The 21,223-nt window shown below is 43.8% G+C and carries 21 protein-coding genes; 12 read left to right on the top strand and 9 right to left on the bottom strand.

Going from position 1 to position 21,223, the window contains the following annotated elements; translation table 11 throughout:
* Positions 1-980: 980 nt before the first annotated feature.
* Both ACM0OY_RS19730 and metK read left to right on the top strand, forming a co-directional pair.
* A complete protein-coding gene (locus ACM0OY_RS19730) occupies positions 981-1,985 on the top strand; it encodes a phosphoribulokinase (RefSeq protein WP_181932234.1) in 1,005 nt (334 codons plus the stop codon).
* Positions 1,986-2,239: 254 nt separating this feature from the next.
* The gene (gene metK / locus ACM0OY_RS19725; protein ID WP_414570546.1) at positions 2,240-3,514 is read left to right on the top strand and encodes a methionine adenosyltransferase; all 1,275 of its coding nucleotides are present in this window, start codon (positions 2,240-2,242) and stop codon (positions 3,512-3,514) included.
* 298 nt (positions 3,515-3,812) lie between these two features.
* On the opposite strand, the gene ACM0OY_RS19720 is transcribed toward metK, so the two are convergent.
* From ACM0OY_RS19720 to ACM0OY_RS19690, 7 genes are all read right to left on the bottom strand, one after another.
* Complete coding sequence (locus ACM0OY_RS19720) at positions 3,813-5,222, bottom strand: family 2B encapsulin nanocompartment shell protein (RefSeq protein ID WP_414570545.1); 1,410 nt, start codon at positions 5,220-5,222, stop codon at positions 3,813-3,815.
* Positions 5,223-5,299: 77 nt separating this feature from the next.
* A complete protein-coding gene (locus ACM0OY_RS19715) occupies positions 5,300-5,464 on the bottom strand; it encodes a hypothetical protein (RefSeq protein WP_414570544.1) in 165 nt (54 codons plus the stop codon).
* Between the two features lie 62 nt (positions 5,465-5,526).
* Positions 5,527-6,939 carry a family 2B encapsulin nanocompartment shell protein gene (locus tag ACM0OY_RS19710; RefSeq protein WP_414570543.1) on the bottom strand — a complete coding sequence of 471 codons (1,413 nt, stop codon included), beginning with the start codon at positions 6,937-6,939 and terminating at the stop codon, positions 5,527-5,529.
* Between the two features lie 254 nt (positions 6,940-7,193).
* Positions 7,194-8,384 (bottom strand): family 2 encapsulin nanocompartment cargo protein terpene cyclase, encoded by a 1,191-nt coding sequence (locus ACM0OY_RS19705; RefSeq protein ID WP_414570542.1) that lies wholly within the window; start codon positions 8,382-8,384, stop codon positions 7,194-7,196.
* A gap of 43 nt (positions 8,385-8,427) precedes the next feature.
* A complete protein-coding gene (gene uppS, locus ACM0OY_RS19700; protein ID WP_414570541.1) occupies positions 8,428-9,171 on the bottom strand; it encodes a polyprenyl diphosphate synthase in 744 nt (247 codons plus the stop codon).
* 922 nt (positions 9,172-10,093) lie between these two features.
* Entirely contained in the window at positions 10,094-10,549 is a 456-nt protein-coding gene (locus ACM0OY_RS19695; RefSeq protein WP_414570540.1) for a pentapeptide repeat-containing protein, read from the bottom strand.
* Positions 10,550-10,847: 298 nt separating this feature from the next.
* Complete coding sequence (locus ACM0OY_RS19690; RefSeq protein WP_414570539.1) at positions 10,848-11,711, bottom strand: alpha/beta fold hydrolase; 864 nt, start codon at positions 11,709-11,711, stop codon at positions 10,848-10,850.
* A gap of 195 nt (positions 11,712-11,906) precedes the next feature.
* Between ACM0OY_RS19690 and ACM0OY_RS19685 the strand changes: the two genes are divergently transcribed.
* From ACM0OY_RS19685 to ACM0OY_RS19665, 5 genes are all read left to right on the top strand, one after another.
* Positions 11,907-12,725 (top strand): DUF1206 domain-containing protein, encoded by an 819-nt coding sequence (locus ACM0OY_RS19685; RefSeq protein WP_414570538.1) that lies wholly within the window; start codon positions 11,907-11,909, stop codon positions 12,723-12,725.
* Positions 12,726-12,758: 33 nt separating this feature from the next.
* Positions 12,759-13,910 carry a glycoside hydrolase family 10 protein gene (locus ACM0OY_RS19680; RefSeq protein WP_414570537.1) on the top strand — a complete coding sequence of 384 codons (1,152 nt, stop codon included), beginning with the start codon at positions 12,759-12,761 and terminating at the stop codon, positions 13,908-13,910.
* 180 nt (positions 13,911-14,090) lie between these two features.
* Complete coding sequence (locus ACM0OY_RS19675; RefSeq protein WP_414570536.1) at positions 14,091-14,588, top strand: GNAT family N-acetyltransferase; 498 nt, start codon at positions 14,091-14,093, stop codon at positions 14,586-14,588.
* A gap of 61 nt (positions 14,589-14,649) precedes the next feature.
* Positions 14,650-15,339, top strand: coding sequence for a ComF family protein (locus tag ACM0OY_RS19670; RefSeq protein ID WP_414570535.1), 690 nt, complete (start codon positions 14,650-14,652; stop codon positions 15,337-15,339).
* Between the two features lie 74 nt (positions 15,340-15,413).
* Complete coding sequence (locus ACM0OY_RS19665) at positions 15,414-15,869, top strand: pre-peptidase C-terminal domain-containing protein (RefSeq protein ID WP_414570533.1); 456 nt, start codon at positions 15,414-15,416, stop codon at positions 15,867-15,869.
* A gap of 59 nt (positions 15,870-15,928) precedes the next feature.
* Here ACM0OY_RS19665 and cobS read toward each other — a convergent pair whose 3' ends face one another.
* The gene (gene cobS / locus ACM0OY_RS19660; RefSeq protein WP_414570532.1) at positions 15,929-16,702 is read right to left on the bottom strand and encodes an adenosylcobinamide-GDP ribazoletransferase; all 774 of its coding nucleotides are present in this window, start codon (positions 16,700-16,702) and stop codon (positions 15,929-15,931) included.
* 529 nt (positions 16,703-17,231) lie between these two features.
* Between cobS and ACM0OY_RS19655 the strand changes: the two genes are divergently transcribed.
* The 5 genes from ACM0OY_RS19655 (at position 17,232) to psbM (ending at position 19,972) form a co-directional block, all read left to right on the top strand.
* The gene (locus ACM0OY_RS19655) at positions 17,232-17,684 is read left to right on the top strand and encodes a hypothetical protein (RefSeq protein ID WP_414570531.1); all 453 of its coding nucleotides are present in this window, start codon (positions 17,232-17,234) and stop codon (positions 17,682-17,684) included.
* A gap of 128 nt (positions 17,685-17,812) precedes the next feature.
* A complete protein-coding gene (gene tgt, locus ACM0OY_RS19650; protein ID WP_414570530.1) occupies positions 17,813-18,955 on the top strand; it encodes a tRNA guanosine(34) transglycosylase Tgt in 1,143 nt (380 codons plus the stop codon).
* A gap of 161 nt (positions 18,956-19,116) precedes the next feature.
* Positions 19,117-19,254, top strand: coding sequence for a photosystem II reaction center protein K (locus ACM0OY_RS19645; RefSeq protein WP_006195022.1), 138 nt, complete (start codon positions 19,117-19,119; stop codon positions 19,252-19,254).
* A gap of 187 nt (positions 19,255-19,441) precedes the next feature.
* Positions 19,442-19,738: a 2Fe-2S iron-sulfur cluster-binding protein gene (locus ACM0OY_RS19640; protein ID WP_099071961.1), complete on the top strand. Its 297-nt coding sequence runs from the start codon at positions 19,442-19,444 to the stop codon at positions 19,736-19,738.
* 117 nt (positions 19,739-19,855) lie between these two features.
* Positions 19,856-19,972, top strand: a complete 117-nt coding sequence (gene psbM, locus ACM0OY_RS19635; protein WP_096540882.1) for a photosystem II reaction center protein PsbM — start codon at positions 19,856-19,858, stop codon at positions 19,970-19,972.
* 219 nt (positions 19,973-20,191) lie between these two features.
* Here the strand turns inward: psbM and ACM0OY_RS19630 are convergent, their stop codons facing one another.
* Positions 20,192-21,043: a universal stress protein gene (locus ACM0OY_RS19630; protein WP_414570529.1), complete on the bottom strand. Its 852-nt coding sequence runs from the start codon at positions 21,041-21,043 to the stop codon at positions 20,192-20,194.
* Positions 21,044-21,223 lie beyond the last annotated feature (180 nt).

Below are 21,223 nucleotides of genomic sequence, written 5' to 3'. Positions count from 1 at the left end.
TATTTATTACTTGGTCATGTCTAACTACATGACTAGTAAAACTTGAGCTAGGAACATAACGCCAGAGAGAACCGTGATTTAAGCAACTATAATCAGTTTTACTTGATGTGAAAAATCTGTCAACCTCCATCAGGAGCTTGCTATTACAGTTTGTAATTTTACTTCCCAGTCTCAAGCTGAATAGAATTACTGCTAATCACTCTGTTTATTGAGCCAAAGCATCTGCTTACTGCATCCTTCGTAATTTTCTCGCTATTAGCAAATTTATTTACTGTTTTACCTGTACTTGACTCTTGCAGATGTTGAATACAAGAAACTTGTAGTAGCAGTATTTTCACTCAGTGGTTAAAAGCGATCGCATGGTTGGATATCTGGTCAAATTTTACTATTTTTGTCAACGGAATCGTTGAATGTTGACAACACCGACACTCCTATTTGAGCATATCCATAAATTTACACCCAAGAATTTTACTCATGCAACTTAGGGAGTCATTCGTTGGATAGATTTTGGTCTTAAATATCTTGAGCCTTCAGGGGCGAGAAAATTTGCCAAGGTCAAAAAGTTTGCCAAAGAAATCAATCATACCATTACAACTCCATCCCATAAAGTCACAATTAGCAGGCAACAGAGCAGCGCAACACTTACAGGTATTGTCGATCCCTCCTGGAAAATTAACAGCTGAATCATCAAAATGATTAGTCAACCAAACTAATTCTTCTTGACATCAAATCTTGTATGGGATACCCCCTTCTGTTAAAATCAAATATACCACTAGGATTAAATACTTACCGGCACTTAAAGATTCAGGCTAGTCTGATGAGTAGCAACTTATGAGTTTTGAATTTGTTGTCTACTTATTGATGTCTTATAGCAGTGCTGGGTAGCAAGAACGCAGGATAAACCAAAGGGGTAAACTCCTGGCTTCAAAATCTGCTGTGTGAAAAATTATTGACACAACTTTAGTATTTAGAGGAGATTTATGACAAGTAAGCCGGAACGCGTGGTACTGATTGGAGTAGCCGGAGACTCTGGTTGCGGTAAATCTACGTTTTTGCGTCGTTTGATAGATTTGTTTGGTGAAGATTTAATGACAGTCATCTGCTTGGATGACTATCACTCCTTAGATCGCAAACAGCGCAAAGAAACAGGGATAACAGCACTAGACCCCAGGGCAAACAACTTTGACCTGATGTATGAGCAAATTAAAGCGCTCAAAAGTGGTCAAGCGATTGATAAGCCGATTTATAACCACGAAACCGGCTTGATCGATCCACCAGAGCGGGTGGAGCCAAATCACATTATAGTAGTTGAAGGGCTGCATCCTTTATATGATGAACGGGTGCGATCGCTAATCGACTTCAGCGTTTATTTCGATATTAGTGATGAAGTCAAAATTGCCTGGAAAATCCAGCGAGATATGGCTGAACGCGGTCATCGCTACGAAGATGTTTTAGCGCAAATAAATTCTCGCAAACCTGACTTTGAAAAGTTTATCGAACCACAAAGAGAATTTGCTGATGTGGTTCTCCAGGTATTGCCCACAAACTTGATCAAAAACGATACTGAGCGTCGAGTCTTACGGGTACGTATGCTTCAGCGTGAAGGTAAGGAAGGCTTTGACCCAACCTACCTATTTGATGAAGGATCGACAATTAATTGGACTCCCTGCGGACGCAAACTGACCTGTTCCTACCCTGGTATGCAACTGTACTACGGTTCAGATGTTTACTATGGTCGCTACGTCTCAGTATTAGAAGTGGACGGTCAATTTGACAATCTAGAAGAAGTCATTTACATCGAAACCCATCTCAGCAATACATCAACCAAATATCAAGGTGAGTTGACTCACTTGTTACTCCAGCACCGTGAATATCCAGGTTCCAATAATGGAACAGGTTTTTTCCAAGTGCTTACAGGTTTAAAAATGCGTGCTGCCTATGAGCGGTTGACAGCTACCGAAGCAAAGTTAGCAGTTCAGGTTTAAAGCGGCAGTGTTTGTGTCAAAGCTTGCAGGGGCACTTTTCGGAATGCCCCGCTTTTTTTGTATTCTTCAAAACATTTTGCGTAGAAATAATTAGCGTAAATTGTATCTTCCTCACTTCTAGTTAGTAGTTTTTATCGATCTTCAAAAGACACTAACGACTCCAGTATAAATATTGTTATGATTTCATAAATTAGGTAGCTGGACTAAATACCCACATTTGGTCAGCGAAAATACTCTCGAAGGAGGAATTACCTTTGTCTCGTCGATATTTATTTACCTCCGAGTCAGTTACTGAAGGTCATCCAGATAAAATCTGCGATCAGATTTCTGATACCATCCTTGATGCCCTACTGACACAAGACCCCAGTAGCCGTGTTGCTGCTGAAGTAGTAGTTAATACTGGTTTGGTGCTAATCACAGGTGAAATCACCACCAAAGCCAATGTGAATTTCGTCAATCTCGCCCGCAAGAAAATTGCCGAAATTGGCTACACCAATGCTGATAATGGCTTTTCTGCCAACAGCACCAGCGTTTTGCTAGCTTTAGACGAACAATCACCTGATATTGCCCAAGGCGTCAACACCGCCCAAGAAACCCGCCAGCAAGATAGTGATGAACAATTCGACAAAATTGGTGCTGGCGATCAAGGTATAATGTTCGGTTTTGCCAGCAACGAAACACCAGAATTGATGCCCTTGCCCATCAGTCTGGCTCACCGCATTGCTCGCCGATTGGCAGCAGTTCGCAAAACAGGTGAATTGTCATACTTGCGTCCTGACGGCAAAACCCAAGTAACTGTAGTTTACGAAAATGGACGTGCTGTCGGAATTGATACAATCTTGATTTCCACCCAGCATACAGCCAATATTGGGGAAATTACAGATGAAGCGGCGGTACAAGCCAAAATTAAACAAGACCTTTGGTCAGCTGTAGTTGAACCTGTTTTTGGCGACATTGACGTTAAGCCAAATGAGGAAACACGCTTTTTAGTCAATCCCACAGGCAAATTTGTTGTCGGTGGCCCTCAAGGAGACTCTGGTCTGACAGGACGGAAAATAATCGTTGATACCTACGGTGGATATTCACGACATGGCGGCGGCGCTTTCTCTGGGAAAGACCCCACTAAGGTAGACCGTTCTGCTGCTTATGCTGCTCGCTATGTGGCAAAGAATATTGTTGCTGCTGGGTTGGCAGAAAAAGTTGAAATCCAACTTTCTTATGCTATTGGCGTAGCACGACCAACCAGTATCTTAGTGGATACCTTTGGCACTGGCAAAGTAGATGAAGAAACCTTGCTGGAATTAATCAAGCAACACTTTGAACTGCGCCCAGCGGGCATTATCCATACCTTCAAGTTACGCAACTTACCAAGTGAACGAGGCGGACGTTTTTATCAGGACGTCGCGGCTTACGGTCACTTTGGGCGGAGTGATTTAGATTTGCCTTGGGAACAGACCGATAAAGCCGAATTGTTGAAGCAAGCAGCAAATGAGTTTCTTTCAGCAGCAGCAGCTCAGGCATTAACCTAAACTTGTACGTTACTAGAAAAAATTAGCTTGTTTATCTGAGGGTGTTGTCAATTTTTTGACAATACCTTATTTTTGACCGGAAATAATGGGATACAAGCGCTGTCCTTCTAGGACGGCTTTTCCTGATTTTTAATATATTAGAATTGCCCATTGTTTGTCAGTTAGGTCGATGGCGGGTATTATCCCGCGCACCTCCCATTTAGATAAGGTTCTGTTCCTTGGCATTCTCAGGCTAAGTTATGTATTGGCTTAGGAACGAGTCACACATGCGTTTGCCCTGGATGTCTGACCCCTTGCCTCAGTGCCCGACTTCTACATTTTCGAGAATGCCGAGTGCGTCAGGGATAAGTACGGCTGTGGAGTAGTAAGCACTCACTGAGTAGGAAATGATCCCCTTATCATTGATACCCATAAACCGTACAGACAAACTCGGTTGGTATTCATCAGGGATGCCCGTTTTGTGTAGACCTACCACCCCTTGGTCTTCTTGTCCAATACGGAATATCAAAATAGAGGTAGTACCGTCCTTGGCGATCGGAATTTTGTTACAAGGAAAAATCGGATAGTTGCGCCATGCAGGTACAATCTTTCCATTGACCTCCCTGCTTGGGGAATCAACTCCACGACGGTTACACTCCCGACCAAAAGCAGCGATCGCCCGAGGGTGAGCCAAGAAAAAACGGGATTTGCGCCGCCGACAGAGTAATTCATCAAAATCATCTGGAGTAGGTGGGCCGGTGCGGGTAAAGATCCGTTGCTTGAGATCGGCATTGTGCAACAACCCGAAATCACGATTATTCAGCATTTCGTATTCTTGCCGTTCCCGCAAGGCTTCAATAGTCAGCCGTAATTGTTCCTCCGTCTGGTTCATCGGTTCGTTGTAGAGGTCAGCAACTCGCGTATTCACCCGTAAAATGGTTTGAGCGACGCTTAACTCATACTCCCGTGGACTCAAGTCGTAATCAACAAATGTCCTGGGTAACTCAGTTTCCTGACTGTGACCGGCACTCATGGCGATCTCTGACTGATTATGCCTATCCTGGGGTTTGCTCAATATAGCTCTAAAGCGATCGACCTGAGTTTGCAAGGCTTCCGACTGGTTGAGCAACTCCCGAAACGCTTGTACTGGCAAAGACAAAACTATGCAGCGCGTAGCGGCTCTGAGGGTAACATCCCAAGTATCCTCAGATAGAACTATAGCGCGATCGCCAAAATGAGCGCCGTCAGCGAAGATATCCTGTAAAGCTTCCGCCTCAAATTTGCCCGCGTTCAGCTTATTAACTTTACCATGAGCAATTAATAACACCCGGTCAGCTGGTTGACCTTCCTGTACGATCGCCTCACCAGCAGCAAATTCTTGTTGCACAAACCGGTCTGCCAAGGCGTTGAGTACCTCAATATCCTCAAATCCACGCAGTAAAGGTAGTTCACAAAGTGTTTGAGGAATGACCCGCACCTGGGCCCCTGTATTGGTAAAGCTAACCCGTCCATCGCCGACACTATAAGTCAAGCGACGGTTAACCCGATAGGCCCCACCCGTGACTTCTACCCAAGGCAACATTTGTAACAACCACCTGGGGGTAATGCCCTGCATCTGGGGCGGAGTTTTCGTGGTTTCGGCTAAATTCCGCGCCCCTTCCGTGCTTAAGCTCATCTGGGGTCGGCCGTTTTCTTGGTATAAATCTGGCCTAATCGAAACACCTGTCATAAAGTTAAGGTTTCATGTGACTAAATTTACAAAAATCAGTGCTGTTAGCGGTAGCGGGGGGATGAGCCGCGTGCTGACTAATAGATAGGGACGAGCAATTGTAATTTGATTTGTTGTAGTAGGTTAGGTTGAAGAACGTAGACGCCAAAGGCGGCTTCCCGGAGGGTAACCCAACATTCTCGCCTCTGTTGGGTTTCATCACATTCAAACGCCACTTTGCTCAAGTCGGGAAACCCGCCCATGCAAGTGGCTCCCCAACCTACTACAGTTAAGATTTCCGTACCCTTTTGACGATCAACTGTACTTAAAGACCAATTTCGACATCTTCAAGGATGCCTAGTGCGTCAGGAACGAGGACAGCAAGGGAGTAGTAAACACTAACCAAGTAGGAAATAACGGCCTTTTCGTTGATACCCATGAAGCGCACAGATAAACTAGGTTGATATTCATCAGGAATGGCAGTTTTGTGAAGACCAATGACACCCTGGTTGGCTGCTCCCACACGCATTAACATGATTGAGCTAGTACGCTGTCTTGTTACGGGAATCTTATTGCAAGGATAGATGGGAATACCACGCCAAGACGGAATTGCACTGTTACCCATAGGGATAGGATCGGGATAGAGTCCAAGACGGTTGCATTCCCGACCAAAAGCAGCAATGGTGCGGGGATGAGCCAAGAAAAAGCTCGGTTCTTTCCAAACGATGGAGAGCAATTCATCAAGATCGTCGGGAGTTGGCGGACCGTTGCGGGTAAAGATGCGTTGTTTGAGATCGGCATTGTGTAACAGTCCAAAGTCACGATTGTTAATCATTTCGTGTTCTTGGCGTTCCCGTAATTCTTCGACAGTCAACCTTAATTGTTCCTCTGTCTGATTCATGGGTTCGTTGTAGAGGTCAGCAACCCGTGTATTGATTTGCAGAATGGTTTGAGCGACGCTTAACTCATATTCTCTTGGATTGGTTTCATAATCTGCGAAAGTCCCAGGTAATAGTGCCTCTGGAAGGTGGCCTGAGGTAATATCGATGGAGGCCTCTCCATATTGGTTTTGCGGTTGGCGCAATTTTTCTCTGAATCGATCCACCTGCGTTTGTAAGGCCTCAGACTGGTTAACCAGGTTTTGAAAGGCTGCTTCAGGCAATGACAAGATGGTGCAACGAGTAATGGCAACAAGGGTGACATCCCAAGTATCCTGGGATTCCACTAAAGCGTAGTCGCCAAAATGGTCGCCATCGGCTAATACAGCTAAAACAACTCGATCGTCATACTTGCCCGGGCCAATTTTATTTACCTTACCATGAGCAATCAGCAATACTTGGTTGGCCTCTTGACCTTCTTGGATGATGACATCTCCCGGAGCATATTCTCGTTGCACAAATTGACCAGCCAAGGCGTTTAAGACCCCGACATCTTCAAATCCCTGCAATAAGGGTAACTCAGTGAGTTCTTGAGGAATGACCTGTATCTGGGCGCCAATATTAGTAAAGCTGACCCGTCCATCTCCAACCGTATAGGTTAAGCGGCGGTTGACCCGATAGGCACCACCCACTGTTTCTATCCAAGGCAGCAATTTTAACAGCCACCGCGAGCTGATGCCTTGCATCTGGGGTTGGGTTTTGGTGGTTGTTGCTAGCTTACGTGCAGCTTCTGTACTCAAGCTCATTTGCTGGTGCAGAATCTCAATTTCTGAATTGGGTAGATTCGCAAAAGTGGTCATAAAATATCCTTACTGATTAACAACAAAAAACCGATCTGATTAACTGGATTACAAACCCAACCTTCCTGGACTGGATAAGAACTCGACCCACGTAGCTGAGGTGTCCAGCCCAGTGGGTTTGCCAAACCCAACAGTTGAACTATTACGAAATTGAAACTCGTGATGGCGATCGCCGGTCATATACCACCTCAGTACTCTGCACATCTAGTGCCTTGGGTTCAAGTCAAAATCGTCGTATAGAATCGACAGTTCAGTTAGACCTGGTAGCGTGCGCTCTTGCTGTGCCATTCGCGGCTACCGCCCATCCACGCGTGCAGACCCGCCAGATACCGCCAAAGCTCCATCGAAGGGACTTTGGACATAATCTGCCGCTGCGCGGTCTCGAATTCGCGCACCAAGTCATTGTGGATCTTCGCAGTGCGGTCCGTTCCCTCCTGCAACGAGCAGCCACTTTCGCCGGCGATAATGGCGGGCAGTCCGCCGTCACCGATACCTGGCTGAGTCTCCTTAGCCATCGAGTAAAGGTCATTGAGAATAATGGTTGCGGTACCGGCAATCATGGTGGCTCGGCGGACTGCGGGAATGGAGTAGAGCTCGCCCGGCACTTCGTAGCCGCCGATGATATCAACTAGCGTCAGGCACGGTCCGAAGCTGTTGGCTTGGCGAACGGCTAAGTATTCCCACACAGGAGGCAGACCGCCTGTCATCCGCCAGGCCGCCTCCCAATTCATCGGAATAAACATGGTGACGGTGCCGAGGCGGACTCGATCGACCTGCTCAGGCGTACCATACTCAGCAACGCGGTTGATATAGGCAGTCAGGCCGACGCGAACCGGGTCGGACTTCATTGCTGCCTGGAATTGAGCGTCGTACTCCGGGTCAAGAATATAAACTGGGTCTAGCGCGGATTGGGTGAGGGCGAGGCGGCGGGCGATAATGGTGGGGTCAGAGCCGGTACGTTCGTCATCGCAGTAATGGTCGTCCACAGCAAACTCAGCAGCCATACACTGCGCGGCCAGCAGGAGCCGATCGGGGTCATTTGTGTCGGGATGAATGAGCATGGCGTAGCGGCCGTAGTTACAAGCCCGAACGTAGTCGAGTTGTCCAGCGTAGATCCCAATTTGCTCGACCCAGGCCACCAGCCTTTCATTGACATCGTTCGCCAGATCCTCGTCAATGCGAATTGGATCTGGGCAGTACAGTGAGGGGATGGTAACCCCTGCTTTCGATTCAAACGGTGGCTGGCAGACGGACGTGTTCGGACCGAGAAAGGTGGTGAGCGCCATCGGCGCGGTTACAGATCCTGTTTGAAGCGGCGTCGGGGGGCAGGTCACGGCATCGGGTGTGGAATCGGCTGCGGCTTGCCCACGGTTGCTCTTGAGCGCTTCAACGAGCCGGACGGCTGAAGTGCCCAGTCCCGTAGGATTTATGGTGAATTTGTTCACTTGGCTCCTCGCTTGCATAGAAATTATGATTCACGTAGCCCAGTTAACAGCCGAAACGCCGATCGCGCACGCTGTAGGCTTGGACGGCTTGCAGGAGATGGGTTCTGGTGAAGTCAGGCCAATGGCAGTCGCAGAAATACAACTCAGAGAGCGCCGCCTGCCACAGCATAAACCCTGAAGTTCGGCACTCTCCGGATGTACGAATGATCAGATCGGGATTGGGCTGGCCTGCTGTAGACAGACGCGCGGTCAAAAGCTCTTCTGTGATCTCGATGTCGCCTGAGGCAACAACATCAGCAATCACGGATTGGATCGCCTCCAGGAGATCCTCTCGTCCGCCATAGGCGATCGCCAGATTAACCAGCATCCCCGATACGTCGCGTGTCTTCTGTGCAGCATCTCGCAGCACCGTTGCCAGCCTGTCCGGCAAGAGTTTCAGCGATCCGATAGGGTTTAGCTTGAAGCGCTTGCCATCGACCAGGCGTCGCACCACATTCTCGTCAATCTCGTATAGAGCTGCAAGCTCCTTACTCGGACGGTTCCTGACATTGTCTGTGGACAGCATCCACAGCGTCACGACTCGGATTCCCAAATCCTCACACCAGGATAGAACATCGGGAATCTTATCGAAACCGATGCGATGTCCTTCGCTGACGTCTGCAAGTTTTTGAGCACGTGCCCAGCGACGGTTCCCGTCAAGGATGATCGCAAGATGATGGGGCACCTCTCCATGAGCGCTATGCTCCGGAGGTCTGTTTTGGTCAAATATGGAGATCGTCGCGTCCATAGCACCCTCGTATTGTGAACATTCGCCGCATTGCAAATTTCATGAGTGAGGAAGCGAAAGTACGCGCAAGCCAAGGCACGTAAAAATCTGGCAGTTCAAAGGGTTGCATGATCTGTGCGTAACCTCCTCTGAGGTCTTTTTGCTGTCTTTAATTTCGTGGGCGAGCTGAGCATCCTTGCAGTTGGTGACTATCTTCACCAACCGAGCCACATTCCCAGATTTGCTATATTTGCGATCGCTTGTGTTAAGGCAAGAAACAGGATGCTCCTAAATCCAAATAACGAGCTATGTACGTTTTATTTGAAGTTCCTATACCGAAAGACACAGCATATACAAGGGGCTAAGCACCACTTTAATGAGATAGTGACAAACTCTGACACTCGTTTTGACGCTTTGCTATTGTTAACGTTATGCTATTGCCGCAACCAGTTCAAAGAGCTATTTAAGTCATTATTTATTTCCGATGCTAGCAAATGAATTTTCAGGTATTTATTCTGTTCTCATAATTTTTCATAGTTCAAGAAAAAAAGCAATACGTAGACTAAAGCAGTTAAGTTAGCAGTTGAGTAATTAATGGAAAAATAATCAGACAGTTAAGACACTTAAGACAGTTAAGCAGATACTTAAATCAAAAATTGAAGACAGTTAAGACAGTTAAGACAGTTAAGACAGTTAATTAAAATAAGTTAAAACATTTAAGACAGTTATTAAACAATAATTACTAATTGTAAATCTTTTACAAATAAAAAAAACCCCCTACCTTTATCATTGTGAAGTAACTACAAGGCAGAGGGTTTTATTTACCTTAATATTTTTGTTGTAGTGCAGGTTTAGGGAAAGTGCTTGCAAACACTAGTTTTTTTGATTAAAAATCCGCTAAAACTTATGTTGTGTTTATTTGAACCTGCCTATTGAGTTTAGCCTAGTCCCAATCGGGAATCTCGGCATCTTCTCCACCAATACCGATTCCAGTGTTAAATATTTCGGCATCAGTGAGATTGAGATCGTTCATTGATGCTTTATACACATTAGAATCATGAATCGTAGCGCGAGTGAAATTTACCCCATTGAGATTGGCTTGCTTCATATTCACATTGGTGACATAAGCTGATGTTAAGTTAGCACCTGCCAAGTTAGCACCAGTCAAGTCCGCACCTTCAAGGTTCGCCTCTGCAAGGTTGGCTCCTTGAAGCTTGGCTCCTCTTAAGTCAGCACCAATTAAATGAGCGCCACTAAGGTTAGCTCCCGATAAATCACACTGGATACATTCCCCAGTCGAAAGCAGCTTTTGTAAGTCCTGCGGATTCTCAGCTCTCACCGAGCTAATGAAAAATAGGGGAGTTGCTAAGGCTGTGGCCGCTAATAGCTGGAGTTTCATAATTTTCCCCCTTGATTATTCAAGTTGCGTCCGTTCTTTACCTCACAGTTCTATTATCTCACCAAACTTCTTCAGGTTACAGATTGACCTGACAAGTTTCTTGTGATAAAGAAGCAAAGATGAGAGAGAAACAAAAAATGGGATTTCTTCTAATTTTTGCCTATTTTACTGGAATAAACCTTGATAATCCGCTTTCGTTAAATTAGTGTTAAATCTTTTGAAAAGCTTACACAAATCAGCAGAGTCTCACTGTATTAATAAGTATTTATACTTCCAAGATTAACTATTGACTGTTAGCCTAAGTCCTGAGAAATTCTGCCATATACTGATTCACCAATTCTGGCTGTTCTTGTTGCACCCAATGGCCACAATTGGGGATGTACTTGATTTGAAAGTCTCTAACATAGGCTGTGGTGTCATAGGTTAGTTCCTTGCCGAGTGCAGTGTCATTTTCTCCCCAAATCATCAGCGTTGGCACTTCCAGAATTCCCCGATTTGGATTTAGGATTCTCTGGGAAAAAACGTTGCGGTAATAGTTCAACATTGCTGTGAGCGCACCGGGTTTTGCAGCAGCATTTTTATACGCTTTAATATCCGCTTGCGTAAAGGCATTTTTATTAACTGCTGTGCCTTTAAAAGCTGTTTCGATTGCTTGGTAATTTGAAGATTGTAAAAGTAATTCTGGTATCCACGGGAGTTGAAAAATAAATATGTAATAACTACGTAATAATTGTTGAGGAGTGCGTAAGCCTTGGGCAAATTTGGCAGGATGAGGCAAGTTAAGAATAATTAATCGCTCTATCATTTCGGGATGAGCATAGGCAAAATTCCAAGCGATCGCTCCTCCCCAATCATGTCCAACTAAAACACATTTTTCGTATCCTAATCCTTTAATTACTCCCTCAATATCTTTGATAAATTCATCCATGACATAAGCTGATTTATCTGTTGGCTTATCACTATCGTTATAACCACGCAAGTCAATAGCGACCACTTTAAAATCTTGGGCAAATTCTGGTATTTGATGCCGCCAAGAGTACCAAAATTCAGGAAACCCATGCAACATTAACATCAAGGGACCTTCACCTTGGGTAACGTAGTGTAGTTTTACCCCATTGGTAGTAATATATTCGTGTTTCCCAGAACTTTCTCTTACAGACATAACTAATGCAATTCGACCCTTATAAATTACGAGATAATAATACTAATTTTAATATTATTTTGAGTAGCCTAACATCTATTAAAAGATAGTAGATAATAGTAATTTTTAGTAAAGCTGTTAAACAATTTACCCTGAGGTAGATGTCAATTGTGGGTATAGATTGCTAAAACATAGACATAATTTTCCCCAACTACCATGACACAACAGTTAATACACCATCGCTCATTGTGGGTTGAGCGACTGGGACGATTTGGCTATGTTTCTAAGGGAGTAGTTTACGGTATAGTTGGACTGCTGGCAGCACAAGCGGCTTTTGGCACGGGTGGTAAAACAACTGATACCCAAGGCGCTCTTCAAACGATTGTCAACCAGCCATTTGGTAAGTTTTTGCTAACTTTGGTTGCAATTGGCCTGATTGGATATGTTATCTGGCGTTTTGTACAGGCAATTAAAGACCCAGAAAATAAAGGTAGCGATGCCAAAGGTTTGGCAGTGCGAATTGGTTACGCATTTAATGGTCTGATTTATGCAAGTTTAGCCTTAAGTGCTGTGCAAATCGCTATGGGTACAGGCAGCGGTAAAAATAGTAGCGATTCTACTGAAGATTGGACGGCACGTTTGCTTTCTCAACCCTTTGGTCAATGGTTAGTTGGAACTGTAGGCGTCTTGATAATTGCTTTAGGCTTCTATCAGTTTTATCAAGCTTTTAGTGGCAAGTTTCGTAAAGAACTCAATTTAACTGAGTTAAGTAACACAGAAGCCAAATGGCTGATGAGAATTTCTAGATTTGGTTTAGCGGCACGAGGTGTAGTATTTTGTATTATTGGTTGGTTTCTCATCGAAGCTGCAAGGCAGTCGAACGCCTCAGCCGCAGGAGGTTTGGATGAAGCATTGCAGACGCTAGCGCAACAGCCTAATGGAGCATGGCTGTTGGGTATTGTGGCACTAGGTTTGGTTGCCTATGGGATTTATACAATAATGCAGGCGCGGTATCGTCGGCTAGTCAATGTTTAGAGGGTGGAGTGCAGAAAATTTGAGTTTCTGAAAATGGCAATAATCGAAACGCGTGGTATCTGGCTGACCACGACTGATAGTAAAGTTCTCAGGTCAAAGGAAGGCATTGCCCAGGCAATGGATTTTCTTGCCCAGACAGGATTTAATGTTGTGTTTCCTGTTGTTTGGAATCAAGCAGTAACTTTGTATCCTAGTCAAACCATGCAACAGAATTTTGGGGTTGAAATTGACCCCATGTCTGTAGGACGCGACCCTTTAGAAGAAGTGGTAGTAGAAGCGCGGCGAGTTGGGTTAAAAGTTATTCCTTGGTTTGAATATGGTTTTGCCAGTTCTTACAATTTGAATGGCGGTATTCTCTTGCAGAAAAAACCAGAATGGGCTGGGCGCGATCGCAATGGTAATTTACTCAAGAAAAACGGCTTTGAGTGGTTGAATGCCCTCGACCCAGAAGTTCAGGAATTCTTATTGAACTTAGTGTTAGAAGTTGTCAAAAATTATGATGTTGATGGTATCCAAGGGGACGATCGCTTGCCAGCATTTCCCTGTGAAGGTGGCTACGATGGAGTTACTTTAACACGCTATCGCCAGCAATTCGATGGCAACCCGCCGCCAAATCCTCAGGATAGGCAATGGCTACAGTGGCGTGCAGATATTCTCACTGATTTTTGGGCGCATTTATATCACCAAGTCAAAGCAGTAAATCCTAATTTATTAGTAGCGATCGCACCTAATATTTATGATTGGGCTTTTCAGGAATATCTGCAAGACTCGCCCACATGGCTGAACCGGGGAATAGTCGATCTGATTCACCCGCAAATTTATCGCCGTGACTTTAAGAGTTATCAGGCGATCGCTGATCAACTGGTAACTCAACAGTTCACTGGTGCAACCTTGCCCAAGTTAGCGCCAGGAATTTTGATGAAGCTTGGCAGTTATTGTATGAGTCCAGAATACTTGGTACAGGCAATTGAATACAATCGCCAAGTTGGCATTCAAGGTGAGGTATTCTTCTTTTATGAAGGGTTGCGAGAAAATAACAATGCCCTAGCGAAAGTTTTGCGAAATGGAGTTTATGCTAAATCTGCATCATTTCCTACTTTGTCGGATTTGAGCCAGGGTGGTAGGAACAATAGCAAGTCAACTTCAATTTGGCAAGGGGTGGCGAAGTTTTTGAGAAATCTTTAGTATTGCCGATGTCAAGTGATAAAAATCATGCACAAAAACTCTAAGTGTCCAGAGAAACACATGAAATAACTAGAAAAATTAGAACTGCCAGAACTAGACTCTGCCACAAAAGCTATTTGCTGAGTAAATTGGGATATAGAGCCAGAAAAATTTTCTGTGTAAACTTTACCAGCAAATGGTATGAAAAAATATTATCAAGACTTTTTAATTCGTGATTGGGTGCAAAGCGATCGCACCAGAGCTGCCCAAGTTATCAATTATGTATTATCAGAATACGGTTTGGGTTGGGAACCAAACGGTGCTGACCGAGATGTGCTGCAAGTAGAGGAATTTTATTTAGCTACTGGGGGAGAGTTTTGGGTAATTGAACACCAAAGCCAGTTAGTAGGAACTGGGGCATACTACCCCATCAAACGTGGCGAAAAAGCTGTAGAAATCCGCAAAATGTATCTTTTGCCCAGCATTAGGGGTTTAGGATTGGGGAAATATTTGTTACAACAGCTAGAAGCAGCGATCGCAGAACGTGGTTTTGAACAAATTTGGATTGAAACTGTCAGCGTTTTAGTAGAAGCAGTCAAGCTATATGAAAGCAACGGCTATAAATCAGCAACAGGAATAGAAACAAAACGCTGCGATCGTGTCTATGTTAAGTCATTGGGCATAGGGCATGGGGCATAGGGCATGGGGCATAGGGCATTGGATTAATGACTAATGACTAATGACAAAAGGAAAATTCTAAATGCACACTTGGACTCAAAATCTCACAAGCTTACTTAATCTTTTTCTCCAATCCCATTGCCCACTGTGCCAACGCTCGACTTCCCAAGAAATCTGTCACAACTGCACTAGACAATTGCAAAAATGTCAACGTCAAAACTCAATTTCTCTATGGCAAGAACCACTACCAGTGTTTAGCTGGGGCGAGTATGGGGGTATAGTCAAAAGGGCGATCGCGGTGATGAAATACGAAAATCAACCCCAAATAGCTCGTCCTTTAGGTCAATGGTTAGGAGAATCTTGGTTGTTGAATTCACCGAAGCGAGATAGCCAGACTGTGGTAGTTCCCATTCCACTCCACGCTAGCAAGCAAAGGCAACGTAAATACAATCAAGCTGCATTAATAGCACAAAGCTTCTGCGGAATAACTGGATTAAAATTGAAACTAAATGGATTAACAAGAGTCCGACAAACTGAAGCGCAATTTGGTTTATCGGCATCTAGGCGAGAACAAAACTTGGCTGAAGCTTTTGCTGTTGGGCAAGAATTTCGCAATAGTCCTCCAAATCTCCCAGTGCTGTTAGTGGACGACATTTATACTACTGGTGCTACTGCCAGAGCTGCTGTGCAAACACTTCGTGAGTATGGAATTGTGGTCTTAGGATTAGTAGCAGTAGCCACTACCGTCAAAGACGAATCAATCCAGAATTAATGGGCAACTTTGGACACAAAAGTGTATGAGTTGACCAATTTACCCTAATTTTGCGGAAAAATTGCTTGAAATGTATGAATAAAGCTTTTGCGGTGGGTTTAAAACAATCGATCATCATTCCTGCGACGTTGCTGGCAATAGTTACAAGTACAGGTACAGCTTCTGCTCAAAATAAGTTGTATAGTCCTATTCCTTTATCTAACAGTACTGAATTTTCTGATAGCCTTTCAGATAAAGACATTCCCACAGGTCAAGGTGGGTTTGCCCGCGATTACACAGTCAAGCTAGAGAAGGGCGATAATTTAGCAGTTGATCTGTCCTCTGAAAGCTTTGACAGCATTATCACACTGCTGTCACCTGATGGTTCAACTTTAGCAGAAAATGATGACGGTCCTGATGGTAGTAGCAATTCTCTACTATTTACTCGCATCGTAGAAACAGGGACTTATGTTATCCGCGTCCGGTCTTTCGGAGAAACTGGGGTTGGGGCTTTTAAACTCAAGGTGACAAAATTGCAACCGATTAAGTAAAGTGGGCATTGGGCATTGGGCATTGGGAAAAGTTTTTCCTAGTCCCCAGTCCCCACTCCCTAAAAAGCAGTCAATACACACAAGAATAAGGCTTCAGTCCACTCAACGACTGCGCCATAGGTGTCTCCTGTGTGTCCGCCTAATTTGTGGTTGAACCAGGCGGCTGTGAAAGTTGCGATCGCACTTCCAGCAACTATCATTCCTATTGCTAAAAATAGCTGCTGTTTATCCATCAGCCACACTAAACCACTCAAACTCAACAGCAACAACAATCCGGGTAATAAATCTTTGTCAGAACGAATGGCTTGTTTGTGAAAAGCACCTTTGCCAGTCGGTTTTAGGTAAGGATATCGAGCGATGGCTACTTGCTGTCCCCAACGTCCCCAACCACAAGCGGCCATCAATACCAGCCAGCGGTTTTCTGGCATGTCCGTTAAGGCTGTGATCTTTAATATTACTAAGGCGATCGCTGCCATTGCCCCAAAGGCACCTGTGGCACTATCCACCATCACCTCTAATCGCCGATTAGGGTCGCCCACTGCTAAGCCATCGGCAGTATCCATTGCCCCATCTAGATGCAATCCTCCAGTTATGGCAATCCAAAGACTGACAACCAAAGCACTACGAGTTAGCACTGGTATACCAATGTAATTCATCACTATATCCAGTAACCCTAAAATTCCCCCAATTATCAACCCTACAGTTGAGGCATGACGCGCCACTCCCCGAAAGTCTAACCCATTCAAATACGGCAGGGGAATAACTGTGTAAAATATAATACTCGCTGCCAGATTGAACAGCAGGTTTTTCCACCATTGTTGCTGTTTCATCATTTGAGTTACATTGTTAATTGCTAAATAACAGTCTGAGTTTCAGTAGAAATGACATCTAGAGACTTTAAAGCTTTAGATAAGATTTACTTCCATTAGAGATTATCCCTGAAAATTTTGTTATGCTGTTCTCAGTGGCAATTCACCGCTTTACAGTAGCATTTTATACAGTAAATTGATTCAAAACATTACAATTCCATCAAGGAGCAAAATTTGTGTTTTGTATTCGTTAACTAAAAACTTACTCAAGATTATCGACTCAGGTGATAGGTGCAAAATTCCACATCTACCTTTAGATTGGATGTGCAGCCTAACGCAGATTTTAAGAAAGCCTCAGCATGGTAAAATGCCAATAGTGGAAAGGTAATCAACGACTGAAAAAAGTCTATTGCTATCTAAGAAGTAGACGCTTGTCAATAGACGATTGCCCCACAAAATTGATATTTTTTTAAATATAGGGAGTAAATTAAGCTATTCAATATGAGTGTTTAGCTTATGTTCTCACCCTCCGTAGCTCAATCGCTATTTCCCTATGAGTCACCATCTACCCGACACCAGGATACCAGCTCCGTGCATTGTGAACGCGGGCGTCATCGTGAATAAGCTCGACATCCGGCGATTGCTGACAGATTTAGGTCGAGTCCACTACATCTACACCCAAGAAGATAAGGTACTGAGCGAGGGTGAAGGGGATGTGATGGAAGTTTTTGCCAATCCACAAAGGTCTACCTTAGTGGCTAACCACGCCCTATATTTGAATGTTTGTAGTTTTGACTATTTAGAACTCAAACAGTCGTCGGAACAAGAAACCTTCTTTGATTTGATGCAAGAAGGAGTGTGTCTCAGGTTGATTCCTCGGTCAACCCCTCTGCAAGAGCGACGGGAACGAAGCTTCAATGTCAGCGCCATAGAAGCGATGATGGAGCAAGTACTTTCAGCTAGATGGGATGCAGAAATTGACGATGATTGTTCTGATTCTTTCTAAATAGCAATTGTTATATAAATTTTATCTAAGGCTGCGCTTTATTGATGTAGGGGCAATTCATGAATTGTCCCTACATCATGTAGTTTTGCGTAAGTTATATAAGCGCATCTTTAAAAATTCAAAGTGGTATGAGTGCCAATTTTTCATTTCAATGCCTTGCTTGCTGTAGTCAGACAAAAGCTAGAGCAGGAGTATTTTTTACCCCTCACGGCCCTGTAGAAACCCCAAGATTTATGCCAGTGGGGACGCTAGCTAATGTTAAAACTATTACCCCATCTCAACTACGAGATACTGGGGCACAAATGATCTTATCGAATACTTATCATCTTCACCTACAACCAGGGGAAGCGATCGTCGCTGGAGGTGGTGGGTTGCACAAATTTATGGGTTGGAATGGACCAATGCTCACAGATTCCGGTGGGTTTCAGGTCTTCAGTTTAAGTGAGATGCGAAAAATTACTGAAGAAGGTGTAACTTTCCGCTCGCCCCATGATGGACAAATTATTAATTTAACACCAGAACGCTCTATTGAGATTCAAAATACTTTAGGGGCAGATGTAATCATGGCGTTTGATGAATGTCCGCCTTACCCGGCAACTCGCCAAGAGGTAGAAACTGCCACTGAGCGCACTTACCGCTGGTTAGAACGCTGTATAACAGCTCATCAACGCAGTGAGCAAGCGTTATTTGGGATTGTGCAGGGAGGCGTGTATTTAGATTTGCGTTGCCGTGCGGCCGAAGCTTTGGCTAAGTTGGATTTGCCGGGATATGCCATTGGTGGCGTGAGTGTGGGAGAACCACCAGAATTAATGGCTGAGATTGTAAAAGTCACAGCACCACTTCTACCCCCCGAAAAGCCGCGTTACTTGATGGGTGTGGGTACTTATCGAGAAATGGCGATCGCCATTGCTTCTGGTGTAGATTTATTTGATTGCGTAATTCCCACGCGCTGGGCTAGACACGGGACGGCAATAGTCCAAGGCGAACGCTGGAATTTGAAAAATGCTAAGTTTCGTGAAGATTTTGCGCCTATAGATGAAACTTGTCCTTGCTACACTTGTCAAAATTTCAGCCGTGCTTACGTATCTCATTTAGTGCGATCGCAAGAAATTTTAGCTTACACCTTGTTAAGCATTCACAACATTACTGAACTAATTCGCTTTACGCAGCATATTAGAGAAGCAATATTAAGCGATCGTTTTACCGCAGAGTTTGGTCATTGGCTTGAAAAAGATGAGAGTGGGGACATACTTTACCAAGGGGAAGGGTAAAAAAAGACAGGGAAAAGGAATTAAACAAAGTTCTTCCCCTTTCCCTACCTAAACGTTTTTCACAAATGACAAATGACCAATGACCAATGACCAATGACCAAAGCATGTTAAGATATTTCTCAATTATTAACGCTGTGTTGGATAGGTGGATTTAAACAAACATGGAAGCAGCACTTTTATTAGCAAAACTGCCTGAAGCTTACCAAATCTTTGATCCTTTAGTGGATGTTCTCCCAGTTATCCCCGTATTCTTCTTGTTGCTTGCTTTCGTTTGGCAAGCAGCTGTGGGGTTTAGGTAAGTTAATTTATTTTTCAATTTTCTGATTAGGACAGGTACTATGCCTGTCCTATTTTTGTGGGATTATGTTTGTTAAATTAACATTTATTAATATTTTGTAATGAATTATTATAATAAATAAGACATGAGTCAAGCCATGTCAATATGAAGCCTTGAAAGCCAAGCTTACAGTCAAGGAGGAATCAACTATGGGTAATATCAAATTTGTTAAAGAAAATAAAGAAGTAGTGGCAGCCGATGGTGCAAATCTCCGGCTCAAAGCAATCCAAAATAACATTGATATATATACATTGATTGGCAAGATGACGAATTGCGGTGGCTACGGTCAGTGTGGCACTTGCATTGTCGAGATAGTGGAAGGACAACAGAATCTTTCCCCCCGTACAGATGTAGAGAATCGGAAATTAAAGAAAAAGCCCGAAAATTACCGTCTTGCTTGTCAAACTTTGGTGAATGGGCCTGTCAGTGTGGTCACAAAGCCTTAAGTTTTTTGAAATTATGGATGGCTAGCATTTATGCAAGTAAAAAATTTGAGCCAACTCTGTCATCGATGATGATATCCTAATGTTGTTGATTGGAAATTTAAGAGAGGCTTTCTTGCCATGCAAGTTAATGACCTGGGGTTCGTAGCGAGCATTTTGTTCGTACTTGTGCCCTCTGTGTTTTTACTAATTCTGTACATCCAAACTGCTAGCCGCGAAGGTGGAAAAGATTCTTAAGGGTTTGTGTATAAAATAAAGCCCCTACACTAATAATGTAGGGGTTTTTATTTACAGCAGAATTCAGAATTAGAATAGGCTCTACGCCTCGCTTTGAAACCTAGATGCTGCACTTGACTAACTTGGTTAAAATCTTCTGTATCAACATGTCCAGTAGTAAAGGCAAAATCTGGTTTTCCTATCTGAGTACAACAACTCTGATACTCAGCACTCTTTACTTTAAGCGATGGTTCGTGCTAGTAATACTGGACAACTTGCATTGACTCGGACATAATCAGACAAAGAAGCGCCGACGAGTCGGTCGATATCAACAAAACTCTTAGCGATCGATGGACGACGATCTGGAGAACCAAGCAATAATAAGTCTACATTCAACTCCTCTGATAACCGACAAATTTCTTCACCAGGTTTGCCACTGCTGATATAACAACGAGGTTTGATGCCGATTTTTTCAGCTTCTGCAACTGCGGCTGCCAAAACTGGATTTTTGTCCGAAGTAACCTGAGTTATTTCTGATTTTTTACCGCCTAAATCTGTGGCAATATTCGCCAGAATCAACTCACCACCCTGAATGTCTCGCAGCAAAAATAGTGCCAATTTCAAGCAGTTTTTTGCTGCATCAGAATTGTCTATTGCCACCATAATCCGCTTAATTCTTTTGACATAAATGTCATCTTTGACCAGCAACATGGGGCGAGAAGAGAGCTGAAAAACGTACTGACTCACCGAGTTAGATAAAATCGATTGTAGCCGCTTGAGTCCGCGTGAACCCATAATAATTAAATCCGCGTCGATTTCATCAGCTACTTGACAAACTACATCCTTGGGGTCACCTTGACGCAAAATTGAAGAAACCTGGCTAGGATCGAGGTTTAAAGTTTGAATGGCATTAGCCAAAATTTTACCGCCATCTTCCCATTTAGCTGTCATAGTAGCAGCAGTACTTTGTGCAGGGACAACATGCAAAACTGTAACTTTTGCAGATTGAATTGAGGGTATTTCTTTGAGGGTTTTGAGCATTTCTTCCGCATGTCCCAACCCCGATACAGCCAGCAAAATTTTTTCTATCATCGTTAAGTGATTGTTGTTAAGTTTACTTTTGTTTTCACTATGATTACTTGCTTCAAGCCGGGTTTTTACCGCCTTGTTTGACAATCTAGTTAGCAATTTGGCACAAATAACTTGGTATTTAGTATTTAATACCAAACAAATGTTTAATTTTATTTGCACTTAGTTACTTAATTTTTCAAC

Origin of the sequence: Nostoc sp. CCY 9925, from assembly GCF_963920935.1 — a bacterium.
Taxonomy (GTDB): domain Bacteria; phylum Cyanobacteriota; class Cyanobacteriia; order Cyanobacteriales; family Nostocaceae; genus Nostoc.
Note: the sequence above shows the minus strand (reverse complement) of the source record. Positions and strands in the feature narration are given on the sequence as shown.